Source organism: Streptomyces sp. M41 (assembly GCF_043673425.1).
Lineage (GTDB): Bacteria > Actinomycetota > Actinomycetes > Streptomycetales > Streptomycetaceae > Streptomyces.
In genome coordinates this window covers 138,297-162,295 of record NZ_JBIMKE010000005.1, presented here as the reverse complement: position 1 = coordinate 162,295, position 23,999 = coordinate 138,297, and the positions used below count along the sequence as shown (strand labels likewise).

The 23,999-nt window shown below is 69.4% G+C and carries 21 protein-coding genes; 8 read left to right on the top strand and 13 right to left on the bottom strand.

Annotated features, from left to right (window positions below; translation table 11 throughout):
• Positions 1-46 precede the first annotated feature (46 nt).
• Positions 47-790: a TetR/AcrR family transcriptional regulator gene (locus tag ACHBTE_RS09220; RefSeq protein ID WP_394723067.1), complete on the bottom strand. Its 744-nt coding sequence runs from the start codon at positions 788-790 to the stop codon at positions 47-49.
• 145 nt (positions 791-935) lie between these two features.
• On the opposite strand from ACHBTE_RS09220, the gene ACHBTE_RS09215 reads away from it, so the two are divergent.
• The 3 genes from ACHBTE_RS09215 to ACHBTE_RS09205 all read left to right on the top strand — a co-directional run bounded on the left by ACHBTE_RS09215 (position 936) and on the right by ACHBTE_RS09205 (position 4,813).
• The gene (locus ACHBTE_RS09215) at positions 936-2,447 is read left to right on the top strand and encodes an MFS transporter (RefSeq protein ID WP_394723066.1); all 1,512 of its coding nucleotides are present in this window, start codon (positions 936-938) and stop codon (positions 2,445-2,447) included.
• 213 nt (positions 2,448-2,660) lie between these two features.
• Positions 2,661-3,641, top strand: a complete 981-nt coding sequence (locus ACHBTE_RS09210) for a pirin family protein (protein WP_394723065.1) — start codon at positions 2,661-2,663, stop codon at positions 3,639-3,641.
• Positions 3,642-3,718: 77 nt separating this feature from the next.
• Positions 3,719-4,813, top strand: coding sequence for an AI-2E family transporter (locus tag ACHBTE_RS09205; RefSeq protein WP_394723064.1), 1,095 nt, complete (start codon positions 3,719-3,721; stop codon positions 4,811-4,813).
• Here ACHBTE_RS09205 and ACHBTE_RS09200 read toward each other — a convergent pair.
• Entirely contained in the window at positions 4,747-6,915 is a 2,169-nt protein-coding gene (locus ACHBTE_RS09200; RefSeq protein WP_394723063.1) for a SpoIIE family protein phosphatase, read from the bottom strand. The two genes, ACHBTE_RS09205 and ACHBTE_RS09200, sit on opposite strands and share 67 nt — an antisense overlap.
• A gap of 179 nt (positions 6,916-7,094) precedes the next feature.
• Between ACHBTE_RS09200 and aspS the strand changes: the two genes are divergently transcribed.
• Positions 7,095-8,858 carry an aspartate--tRNA ligase gene (gene aspS / locus ACHBTE_RS09195; RefSeq protein WP_394723062.1) on the top strand — a complete coding sequence of 588 codons (1,764 nt, stop codon included), beginning with the start codon at positions 7,095-7,097 and terminating at the stop codon, positions 8,856-8,858.
• Positions 8,859-8,928: 70 nt separating this feature from the next.
• Here the strand turns inward: aspS and ACHBTE_RS09190 are convergent, their stop codons facing one another.
• The 7 genes from ACHBTE_RS09190 to drmA all read right to left on the bottom strand — a co-directional run bounded on the left by ACHBTE_RS09190 (position 8,929) and on the right by drmA (position 18,353).
• Positions 8,929-9,828 (bottom strand): hypothetical protein, encoded by a 900-nt coding sequence (locus ACHBTE_RS09190; RefSeq protein ID WP_394723059.1) that lies wholly within the window; start codon positions 9,826-9,828, stop codon positions 8,929-8,931.
• 94 nt (positions 9,829-9,922) lie between these two features.
• Positions 9,923-10,711: a nucleotidyl transferase AbiEii/AbiGii toxin family protein gene (locus ACHBTE_RS09185; protein WP_394723058.1), complete on the bottom strand. Its 789-nt coding sequence runs from the start codon at positions 10,709-10,711 to the stop codon at positions 9,923-9,925.
• 125 nt (positions 10,712-10,836) lie between these two features.
• Positions 10,837-11,202, bottom strand: a complete 366-nt coding sequence (locus ACHBTE_RS09180) for a PH domain-containing protein (protein ID WP_394723057.1) — start codon at positions 11,200-11,202, stop codon at positions 10,837-10,839.
• 83 nt (positions 11,203-11,285) lie between these two features.
• Complete coding sequence (locus ACHBTE_RS09175) at positions 11,286-11,762, bottom strand: hypothetical protein (RefSeq protein ID WP_394723055.1); 477 nt, start codon at positions 11,760-11,762, stop codon at positions 11,286-11,288.
• Positions 11,763-12,067: 305 nt separating this feature from the next.
• Positions 12,068-12,823 carry a DISARM system phospholipase D-like protein DrmC gene (gene drmC / locus ACHBTE_RS09170; RefSeq protein WP_394723053.1) on the bottom strand — a complete coding sequence of 252 codons (756 nt, stop codon included), beginning with the start codon at positions 12,821-12,823 and terminating at the stop codon, positions 12,068-12,070.
• A 62-nt stretch (positions 12,824-12,885) separates the two neighbouring features.
• Positions 12,886-14,742: a DrmB family protein gene (drmB, locus tag ACHBTE_RS09165; RefSeq protein WP_394723051.1), complete on the bottom strand. Its 1,857-nt coding sequence runs from the start codon at positions 14,740-14,742 to the stop codon at positions 12,886-12,888.
• Positions 14,739-18,353, bottom strand: coding sequence for a DISARM system helicase DrmA (drmA, locus tag ACHBTE_RS09160; RefSeq protein ID WP_394723049.1), 3,615 nt, complete (start codon positions 18,351-18,353; stop codon positions 14,739-14,741). Before drmA ends, drmB begins: the two co-directional genes overlap by 4 nt.
• Positions 18,354-18,534: 181 nt before the next feature.
• Here drmA and ACHBTE_RS09155 point away from each other — a divergent pair, with 181 nt between their 5' ends.
• A complete protein-coding gene (locus tag ACHBTE_RS09155) occupies positions 18,535-19,167 on the top strand; it encodes a DUF4365 domain-containing protein (protein WP_394723047.1) in 633 nt (210 codons plus the stop codon).
• On the top strand, positions 19,164-20,360 hold the full coding sequence (locus ACHBTE_RS09150) for a hypothetical protein (RefSeq protein WP_394723045.1): 1,197 nt from the start codon (positions 19,164-19,166) through the stop codon (positions 20,358-20,360). Before ACHBTE_RS09155 ends, ACHBTE_RS09150 begins: the two co-directional genes overlap by 4 nt.
• Before the next feature lie 64 nt (positions 20,361-20,424).
• Here the strand turns inward: ACHBTE_RS09150 and ACHBTE_RS09145 are convergent, their stop codons facing one another.
• The 4 genes from ACHBTE_RS09145 to ACHBTE_RS09130 all read right to left on the bottom strand — a co-directional run bounded on the left by ACHBTE_RS09145 (position 20,425) and on the right by ACHBTE_RS09130 (position 22,703).
• Positions 20,425-20,682, bottom strand: a complete 258-nt coding sequence (locus tag ACHBTE_RS09145) for a hypothetical protein (RefSeq protein WP_394723044.1) — start codon at positions 20,680-20,682, stop codon at positions 20,425-20,427.
• Positions 20,679-21,026: a hypothetical protein gene (locus tag ACHBTE_RS09140; RefSeq protein ID WP_394723043.1), complete on the bottom strand. Its 348-nt coding sequence runs from the start codon at positions 21,024-21,026 to the stop codon at positions 20,679-20,681. The genes ACHBTE_RS09145 and ACHBTE_RS09140 overlap by 4 nt, the downstream gene beginning before the upstream one ends.
• Positions 21,027-21,109: 83 nt before the next feature.
• Entirely contained in the window at positions 21,110-21,976 is an 867-nt protein-coding gene (locus tag ACHBTE_RS09135) for a helix-turn-helix domain-containing protein (protein WP_394723041.1), read from the bottom strand.
• A gap of 145 nt (positions 21,977-22,121) precedes the next feature.
• Positions 22,122-22,703, bottom strand: coding sequence for an ATP-binding protein (locus ACHBTE_RS09130; RefSeq protein WP_394723272.1), 582 nt, complete (start codon positions 22,701-22,703; stop codon positions 22,122-22,124).
• Between the two features lie 156 nt (positions 22,704-22,859).
• Between ACHBTE_RS09130 and ACHBTE_RS09125 the strand changes: the two genes are divergently transcribed.
• Both ACHBTE_RS09125 and ACHBTE_RS09120 read left to right on the top strand, forming a co-directional pair.
• Positions 22,860-23,735, top strand: a complete 876-nt coding sequence (locus ACHBTE_RS09125; RefSeq protein WP_394723039.1) for a helix-turn-helix domain-containing protein — start codon at positions 22,860-22,862, stop codon at positions 23,733-23,735.
• Entirely contained in the window at positions 23,732-23,944 is a 213-nt protein-coding gene (locus ACHBTE_RS09120; RefSeq protein ID WP_394723038.1) for a DUF397 domain-containing protein, read from the top strand. Before ACHBTE_RS09125 ends, ACHBTE_RS09120 begins: the two co-directional genes overlap by 4 nt.
• Positions 23,945-23,999 lie beyond the last annotated feature (55 nt).

Genomic DNA, 23,999 nt, shown 5'->3' with positions numbered 1-23,999 from the left:
GGCCCGTTGTGGCTGGTCGCGCAGTTCCCCGTGCCCCTGGGCGCGTTCAGGAAGCCGGTGTTCCTAGGCGCAGCGCCAGGCCGTCCAGGACCACCTCCAAACCGTAGGCGAACTTCTCGTCGCGCAGGGCCACCGGGTCCTGGGTGGCCGTCCTGGCCTCGGCGTATCCCTCGGCGAGGTGCTCGTGGGCCGCGGCCGCCTGCTGGGCCGCGGGCATCAGGCGGGCGATGAAGTCCGCCTCGGTCTCGCCGCTGCGGGCGACCGTGGTGAGCCAGGCGGCCTCCGTGGTGCTCATCCCGATCACGTACGACAGCAGGGTGTCGATAGGGCCCGACGGCCTGGTGAATCCGGCGGCCGTGAACAGGGCCGCGAGCCGTTCGGAGAACGCCATCAGGTTCGGGCCGAGATAGGCGAGCCCGGCCTGTCCGAGCACCGACGACAGCCACGGGTGCCGCAGCGCCGTCGCACGGAACGCCCCCGCGGCCTCACCGGCCGCCGCCCGCCAGTCGGCGCCGTTCGCCGGCGGTACGTGGATCTCGGCGGCCACCTCGTCGACCGCCAGCTCCATCAGCTCGTCCTTGGTGGCGACGTGCCGGTACAGCGAGGCCGCGCCGGCGTTCAGCCTGGTGGCGAGCTTGCGCATGCTCAGCGCCTCCACGCCCTCCGCATCCAGCATGACGATCGCCTCGCGCACGATCGCGGCGCGGCTGAGCGCGGGCTGGTCGGCCTCGCGCCGGGGGCGGGCCCACACGGAGGGCAGGGAGCTCTGCTTCGTCGTCCTCGCGGCCATCGGCGCTCCTTCACATGCCTGCGTTCCACCTGCGTACAACGTTCGCATCGAGCGTACAGGAATCGACTGTTGCGAACACTGTTCCGGTGTGCGTACAGTGTTCGCAACGAAGGAACGGTGTTCACGAAGCCGGAGGGGAACCGTCATGGACGTCAAGGGGAATCGCGATCCACGCCGCTGGTGGATTCTGATCGTGCTCTGCCTGAGCACGCTGGTGCTGGTCGTGGACAGCATGGCGCTGACCGTCGCGGTGCCCGTGATGACCGAGGAGATCGGGGCGAGCGCCCAGGACACCCAGTGGATCCTGGACTCCTACATCCTGGTCTTCGCCGGCCTGCTGCTCACCTCCGGCAGCCTGGGCGACCGGTTCGGCCGCCGCAAGGTGATGCTGATCGGGCTACTGCTCTTCGGGGCGGCCTCACTGGCCGCGACCTGGTGCACCAGCCCCGGCGAGGTCATCGCCGTCCGTGTCGCGATGGGCGTCGGCGGCGCGCTGATCATGCCGTCCACCCTCTCCATCCTCATCACCGTCTTCGACGAGGAGGAGCGCGGCAAGGCGATGGCGGCCTGGAGCTCGGTGTCGATGCTGGGCCTGGTCGGCAGCCCCGTGCTGGGCGGTGTGCTGATCGAGCACTTCTCCTGGCAGTCGATCTTCTTCATCAACGTGCCGGTCGTGGCGCTCGCGATCGTCGCGGGGCTGACGCTGATGCCGGAGTCCAAAGCGCCCTGGCAGAAGGCCGACCCGCTGGGCGCGGTGCTGTCGGCGGTGGGCATGACGGCCCTGGTCTGGTGGATCATCGAGCTCCCGCAGCACGGCGCGCTGGGCGGCCGTTCCACGCTCACCCTGGTCGTGGCGGTGGTCTCCCTGGCCTCCTTCGTGATCTGGGAGAACGTCACCAAGTCCCCGATGGTCCCGCTGGTGTTGTTCAAGCACCGCAACTTCAGCGGCGGTTCGCTCTCCCTGGCCCTGGTCCAGATCGGCAACGGCGGTCTGCTGCTGGTCCTGACCCAGTACCTCCAGTTCGTGCTCGGCTACTCGCCCATCGAGGCGGGCCTCGCCTTCCTGCCGCTGGCGATCACCGCCCTCATCGGCAACGGCGTCGGGGTCAAGCTCGCCGCCACCTACGGCAACCGCTGGGTGATCCTCGCCGGAATGCTGGTGATGGTGGCCTGCTTCGGCCTGCTGACCACGGTCACGGCGGACTCCGGCTTCACCGTCCCGGCGGTGGCCCTCGGTCTCCTCGGCCTCGGCGCGGGCCTGGCGATGCCGGCCGCGGTGGCCGCGCTGATGGGCACGATCCCCGAGGACAAGGCGGGCGTCGGCTCGGCCCTGAACGACACCATCCAGCAGGCCGGCACCGCCCTCGGCATCGCGATCCTGGGCTCGCTGCTCTCCAGCGGCTTCGCGGACCGGATGCCCGAGGGGGCGCCCGAGGCGGCGAGGCACTCCATCGCCGGGGCGGTGGCGTCCGGCGACGCCGGTCTGGTCGCGGCGGCCCGCGAGGCCTTCACCGCCTCGATGTCGACGACTTTCACGGTCAGCGCGATCGGGGTCCTGGTGGCCGCGCTGGTGGCGACGCTGGTCATGCGCAACGACCGGCGCGCGCCCGAAGTGGCGGAGCCCACGGAGGAGAAGCAGCCGGAACTCCTGGTCTGACCACGACAAGGCGGCACTTGCTGTCACACTGAGCCGCTCCCGAAGCACCGGGTCCTTTGCGCAAGGGAAGGCCGACACCCGTCAGGGTGTCGGCCTTCGGGTGTGTCCGCAGGGCCTTCGGGCGTCCGCGGGGAATGCCCTCCGGGCTTCGTCTGTTGGGGGTGGCAAGAAGTTCAATACTCAACTAAACTGGCCGCACAAGGAGGTACCGACATGCCTGCAGTGACTGTCGAGAACCCGCTGACGCTGCCCCGCGTCGCCGCGCCCGCGGAGGCCGTGGCCCGTCCCGTGCTCGCCGTCACGACCGCGCCGAGCGGTTTCGAGGGTGAGGGCTTCCCGGTGCGCCGCGCGTTCGCCGGGATCAACTACCGCTACCTGGACCCGTTCATCATGATGGACCAGATGGGCGAGGTGGACTACGCGCCCGGCGAGCCCAAGGGCACGCCCTGGCACCCGCACCGCGGCTTCGAGACGGTCACTTACATCATCGACGGGATCTTCGACCACCAGGACTCCAACGGCGGTGGCGGCACCATCACCAACGGGGACACCCAGTGGATGACGGCAGGTTCGGGCCTGCTCCACATCGAGGCCCCACCGGAGTCCCTGGTCACGTCCGGCGGTCTCTTCCACGGTCTCCAGCTGTGGGTGAACCTCCCGGCCAAGGACAAGATGATGGCGCCCCGCTACCAGGACATCCGCGGCGGCAACGTCCAACTGCTCACCACCCCCGACGGCGGCGCGCTGCTGCGGATCATCGCCGGTGAGCTGGACGGCCACCAGGGCCCCGGTGTCACCCACACCCCGATCACGATGATCCACGCGACGCTCGCCCCGGGCGCGGAGATCACGCTGCCCTGGCGCGAGGACTTCAACGGGCTCGCGTACGTCCTCGCCGGCCGGGGCGCCGTGGGGGCCGAGCGCAGGCCGGTCCAGCTCGGACAGACGGCGGTCTTCGGCAGCGGCGGCTCGCTGACCGTCCGCGCCGACGAGAAGCAGGACTCCCACGCGCCGGACCTGGAGGTCGTCCTGCTCGGCGGACAGCCCATCCGTGAGCCGATGGCCCACTACGGCCCGTTCGTGATGAACACGCGGGAAGAGCTCCAGCAGGCGTTCGACGACTTCCAGAAGGGCCGGCTCGGGACGATCCCGGCCGTGCACGGGATGACCGGGAGCGGACCCTCGGGGGCCTGACCCCCCGCCGCTTTTCCGTCACCCGGGCGGTCCGCCCGCACACGACAGCACGGACCGGCGCATGATCCGCTGGAAGGGTGCAGGCCCCCACCCCGCTGCTGCCCGAAGCCGTCCGGCGGTTCGCCGCCTGGTGCGTCGTCGTGCTGCTGGCCGCCGGAGTCGTCTACGTCGGGATCCGGCTGGCCGTGGAGTTCCGGACGGCCGTGGTGCCCGTGCTGCTCGCGCTGCTGGGAACCGCGTTGCTCGGACCTCTGCACCGGCGGCTGGTACAGGCCGGGGTGAACAGGTCCGTGGCCGCCGCACTCACCTGCGTCGCCGTCGTGGCGCTGGTCGGCGGAGCCGTCTACATCGTCGTCGCCGCGATCGTCGACAGCGGCGAGCAGATCGTCGCCTCGCTCAAACTGGCGGGCCGCGATCTCGCCCGACACTTCGGGGCGGCCGGGACCTCGCTGGACGATCTGGCCTCAAACTCCCGGGAGCTGCTGACCAAGTTCGGCGGGACGGCCGCCTCCGGGGTGATCAGCGGGGTGAGCGTCGTCGGCGAGACCATCGCCATGGCCGTGCTCGCGCTGCTGCTCGTCTTCTTCTTCCTGCGGGACTCCCACCGGGCCGTCGACGCCGTGCGCTCGGTCGTTCCCTCCAAGGGCGGGGACGTCGCGGAGGCCATGGCCCGGCGGGCGTACAGGGCCGTGGAAGGCTTCATGCGGGGGACCACGTTCATCGCCCTCATCGACGCCGTCTGCATCACCGTGGGACTGCTCGTCCTCGACGTGCCCGGCGCGGTCGGGCTCGGCGCGCTGGTCTTCATCGGGGCCTACATCCCCTACCTCGGGGCCTTCCTCTCGGGGGCCGTCGCCGTGCTGGTGGCGCTCGCCGACCGGGGCTTCGTCATCGCGCTGTGGGTGCTGGGCGTCGTGCTCGCCGTGCAGCAGCTGGAGGGGCATGTGCTGACCCCGATGATCCAGAGCCGCACCGTCCAGATGCACCCGGCCCTGGTGATGGTGACGATCACCGCGGGGGCGTCCGTCGCCGGAATCCTCGGCATGCTGCTCGCCGTGCCGCTCACCGCCGCCGTCACGGGCGTTCTGCATGAACTGCGGGAGCGCTACGGGAGCCCCGGGCCCCCCGCCCCCGCCGGGCCGTCGGAGGCGACCGCGCCCTCGGACTCGTAGAACTCGAACCATGTGCTCTTGCCCTCGCCCCGCGGGTCGACGCCCCACGCCTGGGCCAGCAGCTCGATCAGCACCAGTCCCCGCCCGGACGACGCCAGTTCCCCCGGGCGGCGCTTGTGCGGCAGGTCGTCGCTGGTGTCCGTGACCTCGACACGCAACCGGCGGTCGCCCGGCTCACCCCGCACCTCGGCGAGGAGCAGGGCATCGGAGTCGGTGTGCACGAGCACGTTGGTGAGCGTCTCGGACAGCAGCAGCACGGCGGAGTCCACCTGGTCCTCGGACACCCAGTCGTGCAGCAGCTCCCGCAGCTGCTGACGCGCCGTCGCGATCCGCTCCGGCTCGGCCTGCGCGACCGTGAGCATGCTGCGCCGGATCGTCGGCCGGACGGCCACCGGGTCACCGCAGCCGCAGCCCTCCCCCTGCCGGGACAGCAGCAGCACCGCTATGTCGTCCTCGCGCCGGTCGGCCAGCGGGCCGGTGGTGTGGTGGGACGACGGGCCGTGGACGGCCTGGACCAGGGCGTCGGCGAGGACCTCCAGATCGCCGTCGTGGTCCTCGAGGATCGCCCGGATGCGTTTCCAGCCGGTCTCCAGATCGTGCCCGCCGGTCTCGATCAGGCCGTCCGTGCAGATCAGCATCGTCTCGCCGGGTTCCAGGGTGATCCGGGTCGTCGGGTAGTCGGCGTCCGGATCGATGCCGAGGGGGAGGCCGCCGGCCGTCGGGCGGGACAGCACCGTTCCGTCGGCCATCCGGATCGCCGGGTCCGGGTGGCCGGCGCGGGCGATGTCCAGCACGCCGGTCGTGGGGTCGACCTCGACATACAGACAGGTCGCGAAGCGCAGCTCGGACGGATCCTCGTCGAGGGCGCCGAAGGTCATGCCGTGCAGGAAACGGGAGGCACGGGAGAGGACGGCGTCGGGGCGATGGCCCTCGGAGGCGTAGGCACGCAGCGCTATCCGCAGCTGGCCCATCAGGCCCGCCGCCCGCACGTCATGGCCCTGGACGTCGCCGATGACGAGGGCGAAACGGCTGTTCGGCAGCGGGATCATGTCGTACCAGTCGCCGCCGACCTGGAGTCCGCCGCCGGTCGGGACATAGCGGGCGGCGATGCTCATGCCGGGTATCTCGGGGCCCAGCTTGGGCAGCATCGAGCGCTGGAGGCCGTCCGTCAGCTCCCGCGCGGACTCTGCGGCCTCGGCCCGGGAGAGCGCCTGGGCGAGCATGCGGGCCACCGTCGTCAGCACGGAACGCTCGTCCGGGGTGAACGCGACCGGATAGGTGAACGCCGCCATCCAGGCGCCCATCGTGCGTCCGGCCACGGTCAGCGGCAGGAACGCCCAGGACTGACGGTTGAAGTGCGCGGCGAGCGGCCAGGTGACCGGGTAGCGGTCCTTGTACTGCTCGGGCGAGGAGAGATACACGGCGCGGCCGGTGCGGACGACCTCGGCGGCCGGGTAGTCCGTGTCCAGCGCCATGTGTGTGAAGGGGCCGTCGTCGCCGGGCTGGTGGCCGTGGTGGCCGATGATCGTCAGGCGGTCGCCCGTGATCCCGAACACCGCGAGACCGTCCGGTGAGAAGCCCGGCATCGACAGGCCGGCCGCGACCCGCAGCACCTCCGCCGTCGACCGCGCCTCGGCCAGGGCCCGCCCCGCGTCCAGCAGGAACGCCTCCCGTGAGCGCCGCCAGTCGCCGGTGACCGCCGTGCGCCCGGCGGAGGTCCCCGGAGCCGGCTCGGTGACCTCCTGGAGGGAGCCGGTGACCTCGTACGACCGTTTCTCGCGGTCGAAGGCCGCGTGGAAGCGGCTGCGGCCGACCCGCACGATTGCGCCCCGCTCGTCCATGATCCGCACCCGCACCTCGCCGAGGGTGCCTTCGGCGACGGCCAGCTGGATCACTCCGGTGATCTCGTTCCAGTCGACGGGATGCAGCCGAGCGCGCACCTGGGCCTGGCTGAGCGTGGCCTGCTCGGGAGGCAGCCCGAGCAGCCGTGCCGCCTCCGCGTCGACCGTGACCAGTCCCGTGGCGGTGTTCCAGTGCCACAGGCCGGTCGCGAGGGCGGCGAGGACCTCCCCCACGGCGGGCAGGGGCTCACCAGTGCGCATTGCCCCACTTTAAGAACAGGTGATCGGACACTGCCACCGAAGCTGTAGGGGACATCCGGTCGGGAGGGGCCGACGGACCCGGTGAAATGGTGGGGAGGCGATCTTGGGGTCCCCGGTAGGCTTGGGAGAAGTTTCACGTGAAACACGCCCCCCGATCCGCGAAGACTGGATGAACGACGATGCATCGGTACAGGTCCCACACCTGCGGCGAGCTCCGCTCCTCTGACGTCGGCACCGACGTCCGGCTGAGTGGCTGGCTGCACAATCGGCGCGACCTGGGCGGCATCCTCTTCATCGATCTGCGCGACCACTACGGCATCACGCAGCTCGTCGCCCGTCCCGGCACGCCCTCCTACGAGGCTCTCGACAAGCTCTCCAAGGAGTCCACGGTCCGCATCGACGGCAAGGTCGTCTCCCGCGGCGCCGAGAACATCAACCCCGAGCTGCCCACCGGCGAGGTCGAGGTCGAGGTCGGCGAGGTCGAACTGCTCGGCGCGGCTGCCCCGCTGCCGTTCACGATCAACACCGAGGACGGGGTCAACGAGGAGCGGCGCCTGGAGTACCGCTTCCTGGACCTGCGCCGCGAGCGCATGCACAAGAACATCCTGCTGCGTACGTCGGTCATCTCGGCGATCCGCCACAAGATGACGGCGCTGGGCTTCAACGAGATGGCGACGCCGATCCTGTCCGCGACCTCCCCCGAGGGCGCCCGCGACTTCGTCGTCCCCTCCCGCCTCAACCCGGGCAAGTTCTACGCCCTCCCCCAGGCGCCGCAGCAGTTCAAGCAGCTGCTGATGATCTCCGGCTTCGACCGCTACTTCCAGATCGCGCCCTGCTTCCGCGACGAGGACGCGCGCGCCGACCGTTCGCCGGGCGAGTTCTATCAGCTCGACATCGAGATGAGCTTCGTCGAGCAGGAGGACGTCTTCCAGCCCGTCGAGAAGCTGATGACCGAGCTCTTCGAGGAGTTCGGCAACGGCCGCCACGTCACCTCGCCGTTCCCGCGGATCCCGTTCCGCGAGGCGATGCTGAAGTACGGCTCCGACAAGCCGGACCTGCGGGCCCAGCTCGAACTCGTCGACATCACCGACATCTTCGAGGGCTCGGAGTTCAAGGCGTTCGCCGGCAAGCACGTCCGCGCCCTGCCGGTGCCGGACGTCTCCGCGCAGCCCCGCAAGTTCTTCGACCAGCTCGGTGACTTCGCGGTCTCGCAGGGCGCCAAGGGCCTGGCCTGGGTCCGCGTCGCCGAGGACGGTTCACTCTCCGGCCCGATCGCGAAGTTCCTCACCGAGGAGAACGTCGCCGAGCTGACCAAGCGCCTGTCGCTGGCCGCCGGTCACGCCGTGTTCTTCGGCGCGGGCGAGTTCGACGAGGTCTCCAAGATCATGGGCGCGGTCCGCGTCGAAGCGGCCAAGCGTGCCGGGCACTTCGAGGAGGGCGTCTTCCGGTTCTGCTGGATCGTCGACTTCCCGATGTACGAGAAGGACGAGGAGACCGGCGCGATCGACTTCTCGCACAACCCGTTCTCCATGCCGCAGGGCGGTCTGGAGGCCCTGGAGACCCAGGACCCGCTGGACATCCTGGGCTGGCAGTACGACATCGTCTGCAACGGCGTCGAGCTGTCCTCCGGCGCGATCCGGAACCACGAGCCGGAGATCATGCTCAAGGCCTTCGAGATCGCGGGCTACGACCGTGAGACCGTCGAGGAGAAGTTCGCCGGCATGCTGCGCGCCTTCCGCTTCGGCGCGCCGCCGCACGGCGGCATCGCCCCCGGCGTCGACCGCATCGTGATGCTCCTCGCGGACGAGCCCAACATCCGCGAGACCATCGCCTTCCCGCTCAACGGCAACGCCCAGGACCTGATGATGGGCGCGCCGACGGAGCTGGAAGAGGCCCGGCTGAAGGAACTGCACCTGACGGTGCGCAAGCCGCAGCCCAAGTAGCCGCCATACGAGGAGGGGCCCGGAACCGACGCCGGTTCCGGGCCCCTCCTCCTTTGGTCCGGTCCGCCTGTCAGGTCTCTTCCGGGCCCTCGACGAACAGGTCGTCGACGACGGTGGCTGTCAGAGAGCGGTCGAGCCAGACGCCCAGGGTGTCGAGGCTGGTGCACTCGGCGATACGGACGCGGGCACTCTCCGGAACGGGGATGCCACGCCGCTCCAGCACCCGCAGAACGGCCGTCGCCTCTCCCTTGGCCAGCCCCTCGGCCTTGCCCTCCAGGTACGTCTCCTCGAAGACGGTTCCATGGCCAGGGAAGTTAGTGATTGCCTTCACCAGCTCTCTCCATTTCCTACGGACCGGAGTGTTCTCCAGCCCGAGCTCCAGCACCTCGCACCAGTACTTCAAGGTGTCGCGGTCGAACGACGTGAGCCCGTGGAGCAGCGCTTCCAGTATGGCCGGGCTTCTCCTGCTCTCGCTATGGACGATGGCGGAGAGCACGGCCAGCGCCGGCTGTTCGAGCACCGTCGCCGCGTCGGTGATCTCCGGCACGGTGCCGGGCCCGAGGACATACGGCCGGGTGACCTGGGTCGTCCAGGGCCCTACTCCGCATTCGAAGGGCCCGGACGCCCAGTTCGCCGTGGGCCGGTCCCGGCATACCGCGACCAGCAGGACCGGCAGGTCGTACTTCGCGCGCAGATACGCCACGTAGTAGGCCCAGCTCGTCGCCTTGTCCGGGTCCTGCTTGGTCTGGGACTCGATCGCGAGCAGGTAGCTCTCGCCCTCCGGCGGCTCGACCTTCAGCACCGTGTCCACGCGGCGCTCCAAGGGCCGGATCTCCGTTGCGTCCGGGGTGATTTCCCTGATGTCCGACTTCGCGGGCAGCGGGACGCCCAGGGTTTCGAAAACGGGGGCCAGGGCCTCCGGATGGTCCTGGAAGATCCGGTGCGAGGCCTCATGCGTGGAGGTGACCATGTGCGGAACCTAGGCGGGTCCATGGGCGCCCGGACGAGAAAACGGAGTCGTTCGCTCTTTCGGGTGGCGGGGAAACGTTCCCGTCGCCTGGCGGTCATTCCTCCGGCGGTGGTTCGAGGGCTTGCTCTTCCAGGAGGCGTTCTGCGATGTCGGTTGCCCAGGAGCGGATCCAGTGGCGTAGGGGTGGCAGGGCGGGGGCGGGGAGGCCCCGGGTGGTGAATTCCCAGTCGTCCAGGAGTTCCGTTGCCTCCAGGCGGGACTGGAGGTCGGCCGGGTCGAACTCGTCGAAGGAGTGGCGGCGGCCCAGTTCCTCCAGGTCGGGGAAGCTCCAGTCGGGCGCGGCCAGATAGACGTCGACGACGTCACGGGCGGAGCCTCGGTCGGTGAGGGCGCGGACCTTCGTGCCGATGAGGTCCTCCAGTGCGAGGGCCGGGCCGAGGTCGGTGGTGACCGGGGGGCGCCAGAAGGTCTCCTTGAGCAGGTCGACCGTGCGTTCCTCGCCTGTGTCGGGGTCCGTGACGAGCAGCCGGGCGGAGAGCGGGTCGGTCTCCAGCAGGCGTACCTGCCAGCCGCGTTCGGTCAGGCCGGCGCGGATCACGGCCGCGATCCGGTCCATGGGGTCCGGGGCTTCCGTCGCCACTTCGACCGGGCCGGTGCGTGACGTCCGGCGGCGCTCCCTCCCGCGTGTACCGCGCGGTTCCTCCAGCGGCTCCCCGCTCGGCAGCTCCAGTGGCTCCCCGCCCGGCTCCTGCGGCGGGGTCTCCCGGGGCGGCCTGGGGGTCAGGCCATGTGCGTGGACCGCGTACTCGCCGGCCAGCACGAAGGGGTAGCGGGCGCCGACGGTGAGGACGTCGGTCGGCAGATGGCGGTGGTGGGGGATCATCGTGCGCTGATTATGGCGCGGAGTCGGCACCGGACCGTGCAAGGAACGCCGTCGGCCCCGCCGAGGGAAGAACCTCGGCGGGGCCGACGAGACGACCGCCGCGCACAGTCGGCGGTGCGGTCGGGCTAGCGGGCCACGAACTGCGTCAGGATCGCCTGCACCTCGTAGATGTCGACGCCCTTCGTGAACGTCTTCTGGATGGGCGTCGCCGACCCCGAGAGCCAGATCTTCAGCTCCGCGTCCAGGTCGAAGGTGCCGGCGGTCTCCACCGCGAAGTGCGTGATGCTGCGGTAAGGGATGGAGTGGTACTCCACCTTCTTGCCGGTGATGCCCTGCTTGTCGACCAGGATCAGACGGCGGTCGGTGAACAGGATGGTGTCCCGTATCAGCAGATACGCGGCGTGCACCTGCTCACCGTGGCCCAGCAGCCGCGCGTAGTCCTGCTGCGCCTGCCCCTGGTCGACGGTGTGTGCGTTGCCGAAGAGTGCCATGGCTGGATCCCCCCATGTGATGGCCTTGCGTGATCTTCGCAATGTATAGCCCCTCGGGGGCGTCCAGGCATAGGGGGTAAACGTCAGGTGTCGTACGAACCGTCCCAGGGCGCGCCGAAGCCCAGATGGTCCGGGTAGAGCTCGGCCCAGGGCTCGCCCTCGTCCTCCCCCGTCACCAGCCCGAACAGCACGTTCTCGTAGGTGAGTTGGAAGGGACGTATCGCGATGTCCGTGTACGTGCGCCGGGGGAGACTGCGCAGCAGTGTCGCCAGGTGGGCCCGGGCGCGGGCGACGACGGAGTCCGGGCCGTGCGGGGCGCGCTGCTGCTCGGCCCAGCTGCCGGCGCACCAGATCTCCGAGTCGCGGTACGTGCCGTCGGGGTCGAAGGTGTGGAGGGCCGCGTAGAGGCGTTTGTGCTCTTCCCAGCCGGAGTCGAGGACGAATCCCTTGGGAAAGGCGTAGGTGACCGAACCCAGGAACTGCCCGTCCGCGTAATGGCCGATCGCCTCGGTACGGCCGTGCGGCTCGTAGGCGATCGGGATGACCTCAGGGACTGCCATGGCGGAAACCTTACGGTTGCCGCGGGGGGCATGGTGCCGGTGGGGCGTGATCCATGCCAACCCCTGGGCCAACATCCGCGTGACGTCCCCGAGGTGGCCACAAATCGGGCAAGAAAATCACGGCAACCTTGCAACTTCCACGACCACGAACTGGAAGCCGGCTATCACGCGGGCCTGCGGGCTGGGAGGAACCTAGCGACCGATGGCGACGTCGACGGGCGCGGACTTCCTGAAGCAGCACGCCGGCCTGGGGAAAGGAGTTGGCAATAGGCCATCGGCTCGGCCCTAATTGCCACGCAGATCGGTCACATCCGGCGCAGAACGTTGTTCTCAGGCGTCAGCAGCCAGTGGAAATGCTCGATGAGGGGTTCCACCAGACGAGGATCACGGAGCACCACTCCGAGTTCGATGTTGTCGGACAAGGCCCGATCAGTGAGGTTGGCGCTGCCCAGGAGCGCGGTGTGCCGGTCGGCAGCGATCACTTTGGCGTGCAGCACACCTGTTCCCCCTACGCGGTGCCAGATCTGCACCCTCCTGGGCAGCGCGGCGAAGGCTGCCGCAGCCTGAGTTGACTCTTCGAGGAGGAGGTCCACGGCAACCCCCCGGTCGACGGCTCGTCCTATCTCTGCCACAACGTCCCGAGCACCGTGCGCAGCGAAGCTGGCGATCAGCAGTGACGTGGTCGCCGAACCGATGACCTCCACAGCCACTCCACTCGTCAGCCGTGCCGGGACCGACGCGCCCACGGGGCCGCTGATCACCACCTGCGCTGGCCGGGTCCGTGGGTGTGACCGGGCCGTGGCAAGGGCGAGTGCCAGTCCCGCTCCGGTCATGTCCGGTGCTTCGGTTCGCCAGGCTCGGGTGATCTCCGTGAGCTGGTGAGTCAGACCGGCTGCGGTCTGAGCCGCAATGAAGCGGCTCACCAGTACGTCGTCAGGGCCGCTGGCCCTCTCCAGGACATGCTCCAGGACGGCCATGCGGTCTGCAGGCAGGCGCTCGCCCAGGGCAGCCAGAAGAACGGGAAGCCGGTATGGATGCGTACTGCTTCGTGCCCCCGGCACGCCCCCTGAGCGGAGCGAAGGCCTGTCTGGCTCCTCCTGATCGGGTACTCCGCTTGGCTTGTTCACTGCCTGAAAGCGCACTTGTCGTCCGCCAGCGTTTCCACCAGCAGCGCTCGGTCCAGGTAGTGGTTGCCCCGCTCGCAGGAGGTCTCCGCAGCGAACAGGCAGGCGTGGCAGGCAGCCCCGTGCAACCGAGAGTGGATGCGCGGATCGTGCTCGGCACACATCGGGTCGGAGCTGCACAGTCTGGCCTCTTCGAGTGCTTGGGCGATAGCCGGTCCGAGCCGGTCGCCGCGGCCGAGTGAGACCAGTCCGCCCAGGGTTCCTTCGCTGTCGGGGGCAGCGGTGTAGAGCAGGATGCCGGACATGGGATCGGGGCCGGAGCGGGCGTAGATCCGTTCTGCTATGCCCGAGGCGCCGTAGCCGCACTCCAGGGCGAACTGGCGGATGAGCACGTGTGCCAGGGTGTGCAGGAGCACGTACCTGATACCGGGCCAGCGGGGTTCCACTCCACGAGCCATGCACCAGGCCCAGTGCGCGTCCTTCAAGATCTCCTCGCGGGCGAGTACGGCCTCGCGCTGTTCCCACTCGGAGAGCTGCTGCTCCTTGAGAGCGAGGAACACGCCTTCGCCGCGCAGCTCGGCGCAGGGAACCCACGTGGGGTCGTTGCGGCTTAGCGGCGCTCCCGGGCGGGTGCGGGCCTCCTCCTCCGGCAGCCATTCGGGAGCCTCGATCCGTGTGAAACCGGTGAGTGCCGAGACCTCGCGCAGCCGGTGGACCAGGACGACACTGTCGAGCCAGTCGGCCGTGCCGTCGGGTACGCGTCGCTCACGGACGGTGGTGAAGTCCGGGAGCGCGTGGTCACGAGGATGAGTGAAGGCCCGCCACTCCGGGCTGATGAGGTCAAACTCCTCGTCCTCGTCGTTCTGTTCACCCGCGACCGATTGAGCCTCCCTGGTGATTGCGGTCCAGACCGCCTCGGCCCCGTACTGCTCCAACTCGGGCCAGCATGCCTGCGTGGGCAGCAGCATCTTCGCCGCGTCCGCCGGTACGGCGGCCAGTGGGGACAGCAGGCTCCAGTGCTCCTTGACCGCCTGAGTGAGCGGCTCCTCGGCGCGCGGGATGCTGAACACCTTCAGTTGGGAGGCGAACCAGCTGTTCGTGGCACCCAGCACCATGGTGCGTGCGTGCTCCGAGCACCCGTTCTGCGCGAAAATGCCGAGGTGGGGGTGGTGACCACGGCATGCCGGCAGGTTCCGCTCTCCTGCCTGGCCGATGGCATCCGCCATGGAACGGACGGCCCCGCAGGTGCAGCGCACGAAGACGTTGGCCGCCTCGCCGGTGGTGCCCGACTCGGTAAGGCTCAGGGTGGGGTTCGCACACCCAGAGCCGCCGCCGTGGACGAAGTAGACCCATGGGAAGTCGTCCATGTGGCCGTCCTTGCAGGCGACCAGGAACCGGGCGGGCAAGGCGGTCGGCTGGCCCTTGCCGGGGCCGCCGCAGTTGGTGTGGACGTACTTGGTCTTCTCCGGTCGGTGGAAATTCGGCCGTAGCTGGAAGAGGCCGCTCGCAGCGGGAGCCAGCTGGTTGCACCGCTCGCGGGAGCAGCGCAGCCACCGGGGGAAAAGCCCGACCGGCACGCCCGTCCTGGTCCAGTCGCCGTATGGGTCGGCGGGGTTCTCGGGTACGTGGGGCGGCGTACGCAGGGCGCTGACCTGGCCACCAAGACGGCGCCGTACCGCGGCCAGGAGGCGGTCCTCGGTCAGGACGCGCGCGCGGACCGGGTCCCATTCGTCCAGGCCCATGACCATGGTGGACAGGTTGGGCAGGTCCGTGACGGCGCCGATGCCATAGGTGTGTAGCAGCTGGCTCGGACGCAGCTCGCCCACGCGGAGTGCGTTGGTGGTGGGGCTGCTCATGTCGTCTCCCATGGATCTTCGTCACCGGCCGGCGTACTGTCATCGGCCTGCTGGCGCGGGACGTAGGGCGGTTCCTCGTCGGGTTCGGGCCCCGTCGCGTCGGTGAAGATCAGCCTGATCGGCGGCTCGACCTCGCGCAGCGAGGTTGGGCAGGTCATGAGCCGCCAGGGGCCGCTGTCCGGCTCCAACAGCAGCGGAGCGACGTCGCCCTGGCGCCGGGCCGCGCGGTAGCCGAGGACGGCCCCGGGTGCCTTGCGCTTTTGCTCCCAGTAGTCGAGGCGGGCGTCGAGCCGCGTGCGTACCTCGTTGGCGACGTGCTGGTCGACCAGGACGTCTCGGGCACGCAGTTCCAGGGAGCGTACGGCGTGACTGACGACCTCACCGCGGCGATCCACCCACTGGGCACCGCGGTTGGGGTTGTACTCGGGCTTGAGATTGCGGACCAGAGACGCCAGGACGCCGGTCAGGCCTCGGTCGACGGCGCGGTCGGCGAACGGCGTGACGGACAGCGCTTCGACGTGCTGATAGATGGTGGCGTGGAAGGACTCGAAGGTCTCGTAGTGCGAAAGGTCGCGTGGCCGGGCCCAGTTGAGGACGGTGAAGACCAGGCCGGGTGCCCGTCGGCCGACGCGGCTGGTGGCCTGGATGTACTCGGCGGTCGACTTGGGCTGGTTGTTGACGACCATGACGCCGAGTCGTGAGACGTCCACGCCGACGGCGATCATGTTGGTGGCGAGCAGGACATCGATGGGGCGCGGCGAGCCCTTGGGCCGGCGGCCGAAGCTTATGTCGAGCTTTGCCAGGATGTCCGGAATGGCATCGGAGGCCATCCGACTGGTCAGCTCGGCCAGTTCGTCGACGTACCGTGTGGCGAGCCCTCGTCGGTCCGCTCGGACCAGCCTGGCCGACACGTCGTCCTCCACCAGCCGTCGCATGCCACCGAGATCGCGCAGGCTGTTGAAGTAGCCGACCAGCGTCATGTACGGGTCGGTCAGCTCGCTCGCCCCGTAGGTGTTGTACAGGTACTGGGCGGCTCCGAGCTGGGCGACGAACACCCTGATCGCCACGGACTTGGTACGCACTCCCTGCGCGCAGATGCCTACGTACCGACGGCCGGGCGTCTCCTTGGGGGACCGGCGTCGCGCGAAGAACGTGTCGTCGGCGTTGAGCCCCGACGGCGGGAACACTGCGGTCCTGCGGGCGAAGAGATCGTGAATCTGCCGGTCGGCGCGGCGGACGGTGGCCGTTGATGCGATGACCTTCGGCCGCACGGTTCGGCCCGGTTCGGGTTCCCAGGTGGAGAGCCGGTCCACGGCCGTCTCGTACAGGCCGGTGAGGGAGCCGAGCGGTCCGGAGATGAGGTGCAGCTCGTCCTGGACGATCAGGTCCGGCGGGCGGACACGTGCGGCGTCGACGGTGGAGGCGGCCGGATGGCCGTTGCTCGCGGGATGGCTGGAGGACTCCCATTCCACGTCGACGGCGGACGGTGTGACGTATCCGTGCCGTGTGCAGCGGCGGGAGACCTGGCCGAACAGCGCCTGGGTCTCGCCCTTCCAGGGCAGCTGGGCGAACTTGTCGACGGTGGCGATGACGAGGCTGGGCGGATTGCGGTAGATCTCCTCGTCCACAACGAGGATCGGCAGCCCTTGCTCATCGGCGGGCAGACCGAACGCGGCGGCGCCGAAGGGGCATTCGTAGGCGTCGGGGCAGGTGATGAAGGTGCGGCGCAGGGTGTTGTCGACTGTGATGTCGCGGCCCGCCTCCATCTTCGCTCCACACCAGGGACAGCTGGTGAGCTGATGGGGGGAGCCCATACGGCCGAAGCCGCTGTATCCCTTGTCCTTCTTGCGTTCCTTGACCCAGTCGGAGGCCTGGTCCGTGGTGTTGGGGGTGACTCTGCCGCCCACCCACAGGCCGATACGGAACGGGTTGCGGCCCCAACGGTCGGGTTCCTCGCGGCGGATCACCTCGCAGGCACAGATCAGCGCGGCGGCGCGCTGGAACTGCTGGATGGTGAGCAGACGCAGCGTGTACCGCATGATCACGGCGACGCCGTGCTCGGCGTCGAGACCGCCGAGGTGGGGTTTGCGGCGGCGGATGGCGAACGTGAACGCGGTCAGCCCGAGGTAGGCCTCGGTCTTGCCACCACCGGTGGGGAACCACAGGAGGTCCGCCAGGGCACTGTCGTCGTCGGCGCGCTCGGGATGAGCCGGATTGGCCAGCGAGGGCAGGTTGAGCAGGAGAAAGGCCAGCTGGAAGGGGCGCCAGCTGCGGTTCTTCGGCACGTCGGCGGCCTGGACCGCTTCTTCCAGCGACATGGTCGATGACCGGCGCCGGCTGCCCGCGGCGATGGTGTGCACGCGCTGGTGCCACATGGCGCGATTGGCGAACCGGAAGGCGTCGAGCGCGTCGGGATCGTCCTGTAGCAGATCGATTCCGGCCTGGATGCGCTTGGCCGCTCGACCGGCGAGACGCATGTTCTCCCGGGCTTCCGCGCGGTAGGCGTCGAGCCCTGTGGCTGGATCGTCGATCGACTGCTTCTGCCGCTCGATCCAGGAGCGGTAGCCGTCCACGAGGGGGAGCAGAGCAGCCCGCAGCGGAGTGGCTTCCAGCCTGCTCAACTCGCTCATGTCCAGGACGAGTTCTTTGAGTTCCGGCAGGTCCTCGTCCCGCCGGTCACGGCGCGGGTCCGGCACGTCCGTATGCGGGACCTCGTACGAGGGAGTGGCGGTGGTGGAGATGCGCACGGCCCGCCGGGGGTTCTCCGGAGCCGTCTCGGCGTGCACGCCAGTGCCGTGGCCGACCGCGAACTCGGGGTGGAAGCGGTACGTCATGGCCAGCGAGCGCCGCTCGTCCTGGCTGCCGCCGGGCTGCTCGACGGAGCGGCGCGGCAGGAACGGGGCAGTGCCCGCGGCACCCGCCACGGTCATCGAGGCCTGGAACATCCAATGGGTGGAGCCCGGCTTGTTCTCCTGCCCGTTGACGAGGAAGAGGGACACCAGCCACGACCCCTCGTGCGATCGGGCTCGGCCACGGACCACGATGTGCGGGAAGTCCCGGACATGCACGGGCTGGGGGGCCAGTTTCCCCTCCACCAGCTTCACTGTGACCGTGCCCGAGCAGGGCACCCGGTGCCACACCCGCTTCGGGTTCCCTTCGATCTCCGAGTCGCCGCGCTCGTACCGCGCCCAGGCGCAGTCGACCGTCAGCTCCTGGACCTGCTGCTCCACCCTCAGCGTCAGTCCCAGCGTCGACGGGTGCAGACTCGGCATCGAGGGTGCCGACGGCTCGGGATCCCCGGCCTCTGGCTCCTGCTCGGGCGCCATGCCCGGCTCCTCGAGTGTCTCGGGCTCGACCACCTTGCCGACGGTCCGCAGAGGGGCTCCGTCCTCGTCCCGTACACCGCCGGGGGCCAGTCGCCCGATGATGTAGTGGTCCAAGGGGTTGCCCGCCAGCTCCTCCGGCTCGTCTCCGGTGGGCCCTTGGAGATCGCGTACGACCAGCTCGGCGAGTTTGTCGCGCAGCTGCTGCGGAGTGGGCGCGGACAGCACCGCGCCGCCGGGGGCGGGGTCCGGCTCGGAGCCTGGGCCGACGAGAGGTTGCTGGGTCACGGGGTCAGAGTAGGTCCGCGCACTGACAACCGGTACGGACTTCCTTACGGAACCGGCCTGATTCCGATCAAGGATGTTGGCCAAGGGTGTGACCGCCGTTACGGTGCGTCGCCTGAGGGGTACGACACGCGCACGGGAGCCGGAGGCGCGGTATCGCGGGGCGAAGGGTGAGCGGGGGCGTATGACAGACAGCACGACCGGCGGTATCCCACACCAGCCGTCAAACGGCCTTTTGAGGCGCCTGTTCAGCCCTCAGCAGGCGCCGGGATGGGCCACGGGCTCGATGGGTTTCGGCGACAACGGCCACCGGGGCGCGTTCGGCGAGGAGTTCATCCGCATGCTGGCCACCGCGGCCAACCTCGACGTGACCCGCAAGGAGCGCGACCGGGTCGGCGTGGACTGGCAGTTGGGCTATACGGGCCGGAGGGGCACCCGAAGATTTCCGGCCATTGAGGCTCAGGTCAAGTGCACATCGTCTCCGGACATCCATGGCGACCACATTCACTACAAGCTCAAGGTGAAGAACTACAACCAGTTGGCCGGCCCGGACTACGAGATGCCCCGCTTTCTGTTCCTCGTCCTGGCCCCGTCCGACGCGTTCGCCTGGTCGCACGCCACCGAGGACCGCCTGCGCCTCAGCCACGCCGCGTACTGGCTGTGCCTGCACGACCAGGAACCGCTCCCCCCGCCCGAGAACAGGTCGAAAACGGACAGCACCCGCACGGTCCACATCCCGCGTGCCCACCTGCTGACCGCCGGCTCCTTACACGACCTGTTCGCCGAGGACTACCGGGAGCTGGTGGGAGCCTCATGACCGCGATCACGGACACCGAGTTCGAGCAGGCTGCGACCCTCGCCCCCGGAGTCCTGCGGCGCTATCTGAGCGGCAAGGGGTGGAGTGCGGAGCGCGACCTGTCCGGTGCCGAGCTGTGGGAGTGGCGGCCGCAGGATTACGAACCGGGCCCACCGTACGAACTCCTGGTCCCGGTGCAGCGCCGCCGGGACTACGCGGGGCGGGTCGCAGACATCCTGGAGACTCTGGCCGTGGTCGAGGCGCGCCCCCCTGGGGACATCCTGCGTGAGATGTGGTTGCCGCCGGTGGACTGGCAGTTCCTCCACCTGGTACCGCCTGGCCCCTCGGGTACGGCACCCCTCCTGGACCTGGTCTCGGCACTCACGGGCCTGAAGGACCTGCACACGGCGGCGGCCTCCTCGGTACTCGGCACACGGGCGGTACAGCCCGCACAGAAACCCCAGCTCGTGAAGGACCACGTAGCGGCGGTACGGCTGGACCAGACCCGCGTCGGCAGTTACGTCATCGCCGCGCACACCCCTCTGCCGGAGGGCCCGTCCGGCGGAAACGACCGGAACGGCCAGGGGGCCCTCTTCGACGAGGCGGAGGCCAGGCGCAGCATGCTGTACCTGCACCCGTCCGAACCGTTCGGCCGCAGGGTCTCCCGAATGCTCTACGCGGGCGTTACGTGCGCTCGTGCGGCGGCGGACAGCACCCTGGCCATGAACTCGGTGCCCCACGTCGAGGACATGGCGGGCGCCGGCCTGTCGGCGAACCTATGCGAGGCACTCGTGAAGATCGCGGGCGAGGAGCGCCGTGACTTCTCGCTTTCCTTCTCGTGGTCGTCCGAGAGGCCGATGGAGCAGCCCTCACCGCCGATCGCGATCAGACGAGAGCATGCGGGTGCGCTGGAGGCGGTTGCGAAGGATCTGCGGGAACGGCTGGGGCGTGAGGAAGGGGCGGTTGTGCGCGGTGTCGTGATGAAACTCCACCGGGATGTACACCCGCGCGAAGCGACGATCTACGGCTCGCTCCTCCCCGAGGAATCCCTGCGCCAGCGACGCGTTCGGGTGGAGCTTCGCCCCGAGGACATCGACAAGGCCACCGACGCCTGGCGCGACGGGCTGGAGGTCGCTGTGACCGGGGACCTGGAGCCGCGGGGCACAGGGGTGCGGATGCGGGGGGTGACTGCGTTCGTGGTGCGGCCGGAGTAAAGGCGGCTCAGTGTGCAGCAGCGCTCGGGCAGCTGTCGCCAGGCACAGTCACTCAGTGTGAGGATCAGAAGCCCAGGTAGGTGATCTGGACGACGTAGACGCGTTCGGCACGTACTACGACCTGGTACGTGAACATGCCGCCGGGGATGATGATGTCGCCGCCCCTCGGGTCCGTGCCCGCGTGCGCCTGGCCATGGACATGGAGTGCTTCGGCAGCCCTGACCAGCTCGTCTGCCTTCCTGTGGACTTCGGCCAGGAAGCCGGCAGGGGCGGTGCGCACGGCTTCTTCCGCGCCAAAGGCGTACTCCCATTTCCAGGTCACTCGCGCACTGCCCTCATGGCTTCCTCAAGGACGGCGCTGAGCTCCCGCAGGGCTTCCTCAGCGGCGACCGGATCCTCGTCCTCCAGAGTGCTCTTGGCGTGGGAGTAGCGGGTCCACAGGTCGGGTCGGCGGGCGATCTCGATGTCCCTGGCCCAGATCAGGACCCAGCTCTGCACCGGGCTGAGCGACTGCCACTCGACCGCCTTGGCGAACGCCTCGTCCTTCGTCGCCTGCATCTCCCCCAAACGGCCCGGTGCGACCACGGCGAGCGCCGCCCGTAGTGCGTCGGGGGTCTGCTCGGGGCGGGGGATCAGGTCGTGCCCATGGTCGGCCTGCGTGCTCATGGTGTCCTCCAGGGGATGCCCTGGCCAGGGTAGCCGTCGGGGGAGGCAGAGGAGCCCGTAGTGAGGGATGCGGGAGCTCTTCATCAGGCTGGAGTGGGGACGCGGCAGTCGCGGCAGCGGCCGGGCGCTGGGGCACGGAAGGGACGGTCGCAGCCGTCGCAGGTCTGGAAGGGGTGCCTGGGCTCTGGGGCCGATGGGGCAGGGGGCCGGAACGGCGGCGGGGGCGGGAGCTGTGCGGCCAGGCGGTGGGCGAGGAAGGCGGCCGGGCGGATCAAGGGTTCCGCTGGGAGGTTCTCGGTCAGGGCGTGGCGTACGGCGGTGGGGGTGAGGTCGCGCTCCAGCCAGGCGGCGACTCCCGGCGCGAGGTGTTCGGCGTCGGTGGCGGAGAGGAGGAGGCGGGGGTCGCGGCGGCGGAGGCCGGCGAGGACGTCGACGGCTGCCTGGAGGACGGCGGGCGAGGTGTACGAGGGCTGGGGTACGGCGGGGAGGCGCTTGCGTGGGGGTGGCTTGTCCGGATCCGGGCGTCGGGCGGGTCGCCTGTCGGAGGGCTCGGAGGGGGTGTTCCTCCGGTGTCCTGGCCTGTTGCAGGAGACCGTGCGGGTGACGATTCGGCCGGTGGGGGTGCGTTCGCGGGTGCGACGCAGGTAACCGTGGGTTTCGAGTTCGCGCAGGGCGGCGGCGATACGGGTGGGGCCCTCGGGGAAGCGGTCGGCGAGGGTCTTGATGTCGACGGCGGTGCCCTGGCGCACCGACTGGATGTAGCACGCCAGGCCGATGGCGAGCCCGGAGAGCTCCCGGTGCTGGATGAGGTCGTTGCCGATCACCGTGAAGTTCTCGGTGTGGCGGGCGTTGTCGTGGACGACGCCGGATTGTGGCCGCGCGTGGGGGTGGTTTTTGCCCGGGATACGGGACTGGGCGCGCGGGGGCGCGCTAGGGTTTTCGGTGTCCATCGGGAAGCTCAATTCTTCCTCGGTGGTCAGGCCCTCGCACTGGGATTGCCGTCCCGGCGGGGGCCGTCGCATGTCTGTGGTTGTGTCTTGCTCCGGTGAGCGTAAGGCAGGCAACCGGTCCCGAATCCAGCTGAGTTGGGCATATTCACTCGCGGGGGTGAGTTTGCCCGGCGGGAGGGAGGGGTGGGGCTTGGTGGGGTGCTTTCTCCCCAGTGGGTGGTGCATAGGGAGCGCAGGTCGGACCGGAGTATGGGGCGTCAGGCTTCGGTGACCCGTGGGGTCGGGTGGGGAGTCGGAGTTCGGCCCAGACCGTCTTGCGTGGGGGTAGGCCTGGGGACACTCCCCAGCGGTCGGCGAGGGCGTCCACGAGGGTCAGGCCGCGGCCGGCTTCGCTGTCAGGGGTGGCGATGGGTTGGGGGTGCGGTGATCGGTCACCGCGCGTGTCGGTGACTTCGACGCGGAGGGTTTCGCCGACCACGTAGAGCAGGAGCCGGAAGCTTCGGCCGGGGACGCGGCCGTGGGTGGCCGCGTTGTTTGCCAGTTCGGCGACGATGTGCGCCGCCGGGTCCAAGGGGGCGCCCCAGGTGCGGAGTTGCTCTGTGGCGAGCAGGCGGGCGAGGCGGGCGCCGCGGGGGGTGGGGGACAGCAGGACGCTGAAGTTGGGGATGAGGCCGTCGGGTTGGGCGGGGTGGGAGGAGCGGCCTGTGAGCTCGGCGAGTTTCTGAATCACGTCACTCAGCGTGGCCGAATGTGCCTACGGTGAATGAGTGATCACGCCGGTACGTAGAGCGACTGTCCAGGGCCTGTCCAGAGGTGTCCAGGCTGTCCAGAGGGCGTACGGGTAGGGGCGTTGCGGCACGGTCGTACGACGGAGGGGTGCGGGATGTCGGTGGAGGCGGAGGCTGGACGGCTCAGGAGCGAGGCGGACGAGCCGGGTTGGAAGGTGGATCCGGACGATGACTGGGGTGTGGCTGTCATCGCCACTGTGGGGCGGCAGTTGAGGCTGCGGCGGGAGGCGGTGGGGATGCGGGTTCCTGAGTTCGCCAAGGCTGTTGGGTACGGCGAGGACCTCGTCTACAAGATCGAGGGCGGGAAGCGGATTCCCCGGCAGGAGTATTTGGACAAGGCCGACGAGGTGTTGGGGGCGGATGGGCTCGTCTCGGCGGCTTGGGAGGACGTGAAGAAGGTCCGCTATCCGAAGAAGGTGCGGGCCTTGGCGCAGATGGAAGCCAAGGCGGTCGAGATCGGCCTGTACGAGTGCCACAGCGTTCATGGGCTGTTGCAGACGCCGGAGCATGCCCGCGCTCTGATCGAGGCAGCGCAGCCGCCGTACTCACCGGACGACGTGGAACGGATGGTTGCCGCGCGTCTGGCCCGGCAGTCGATCTTCGAGCGTGCCCCGGTCCCTTCCATTCACTTCGTCCTGGAAGAGGCGCCGCTGCGACGCCCGCTCGGAGGCACAATGGTGTGGCGGCAGCAGCTCGAACATCTGCTGGAGGTAGGGCGGATGCGCAACGTCACACTTCAGGTGATGCCGACGCACGTCGAGGTCCACTCGGGCTTGGACGGCAGGATCGAGTTGCTGAAGTTCGCGGACGGTACGGCGGTCGCGCGTTCCGACGGAGCGTTCAACGGTCGTCCGGTAACCGAACCGAGTCAGCTTCACATCCTTGAGCTGCGGTATGGCACCATCCGGGCGCAGGCTCTCCCGCCATGGGAGTCGCTGGCCTTCATCGAGCAACTGCTGGGAGAAACATGATCCGCAAGGCCTCCGCCGGAGACGCCTCCGAATGGGCGTGGTTCAAGAGCAGCTACAGCAGTGGCAATGACGGCGAGTCCTGTGTTGAGGTTGCCACCACCCCAGGCACCATCCACGTCCGCGACTCCAAGTACCGCGACGCCAGCCCGCGCCTCGCGCTTGCGCGGGAGGCATGGACGGACTTTGTGGCGTACGCGTCGGGGAGCTGACCTCGCAACTGCACGCCCCGCGCATGGTTGTCACCAGTGCGGGGCGTCGTCGCAG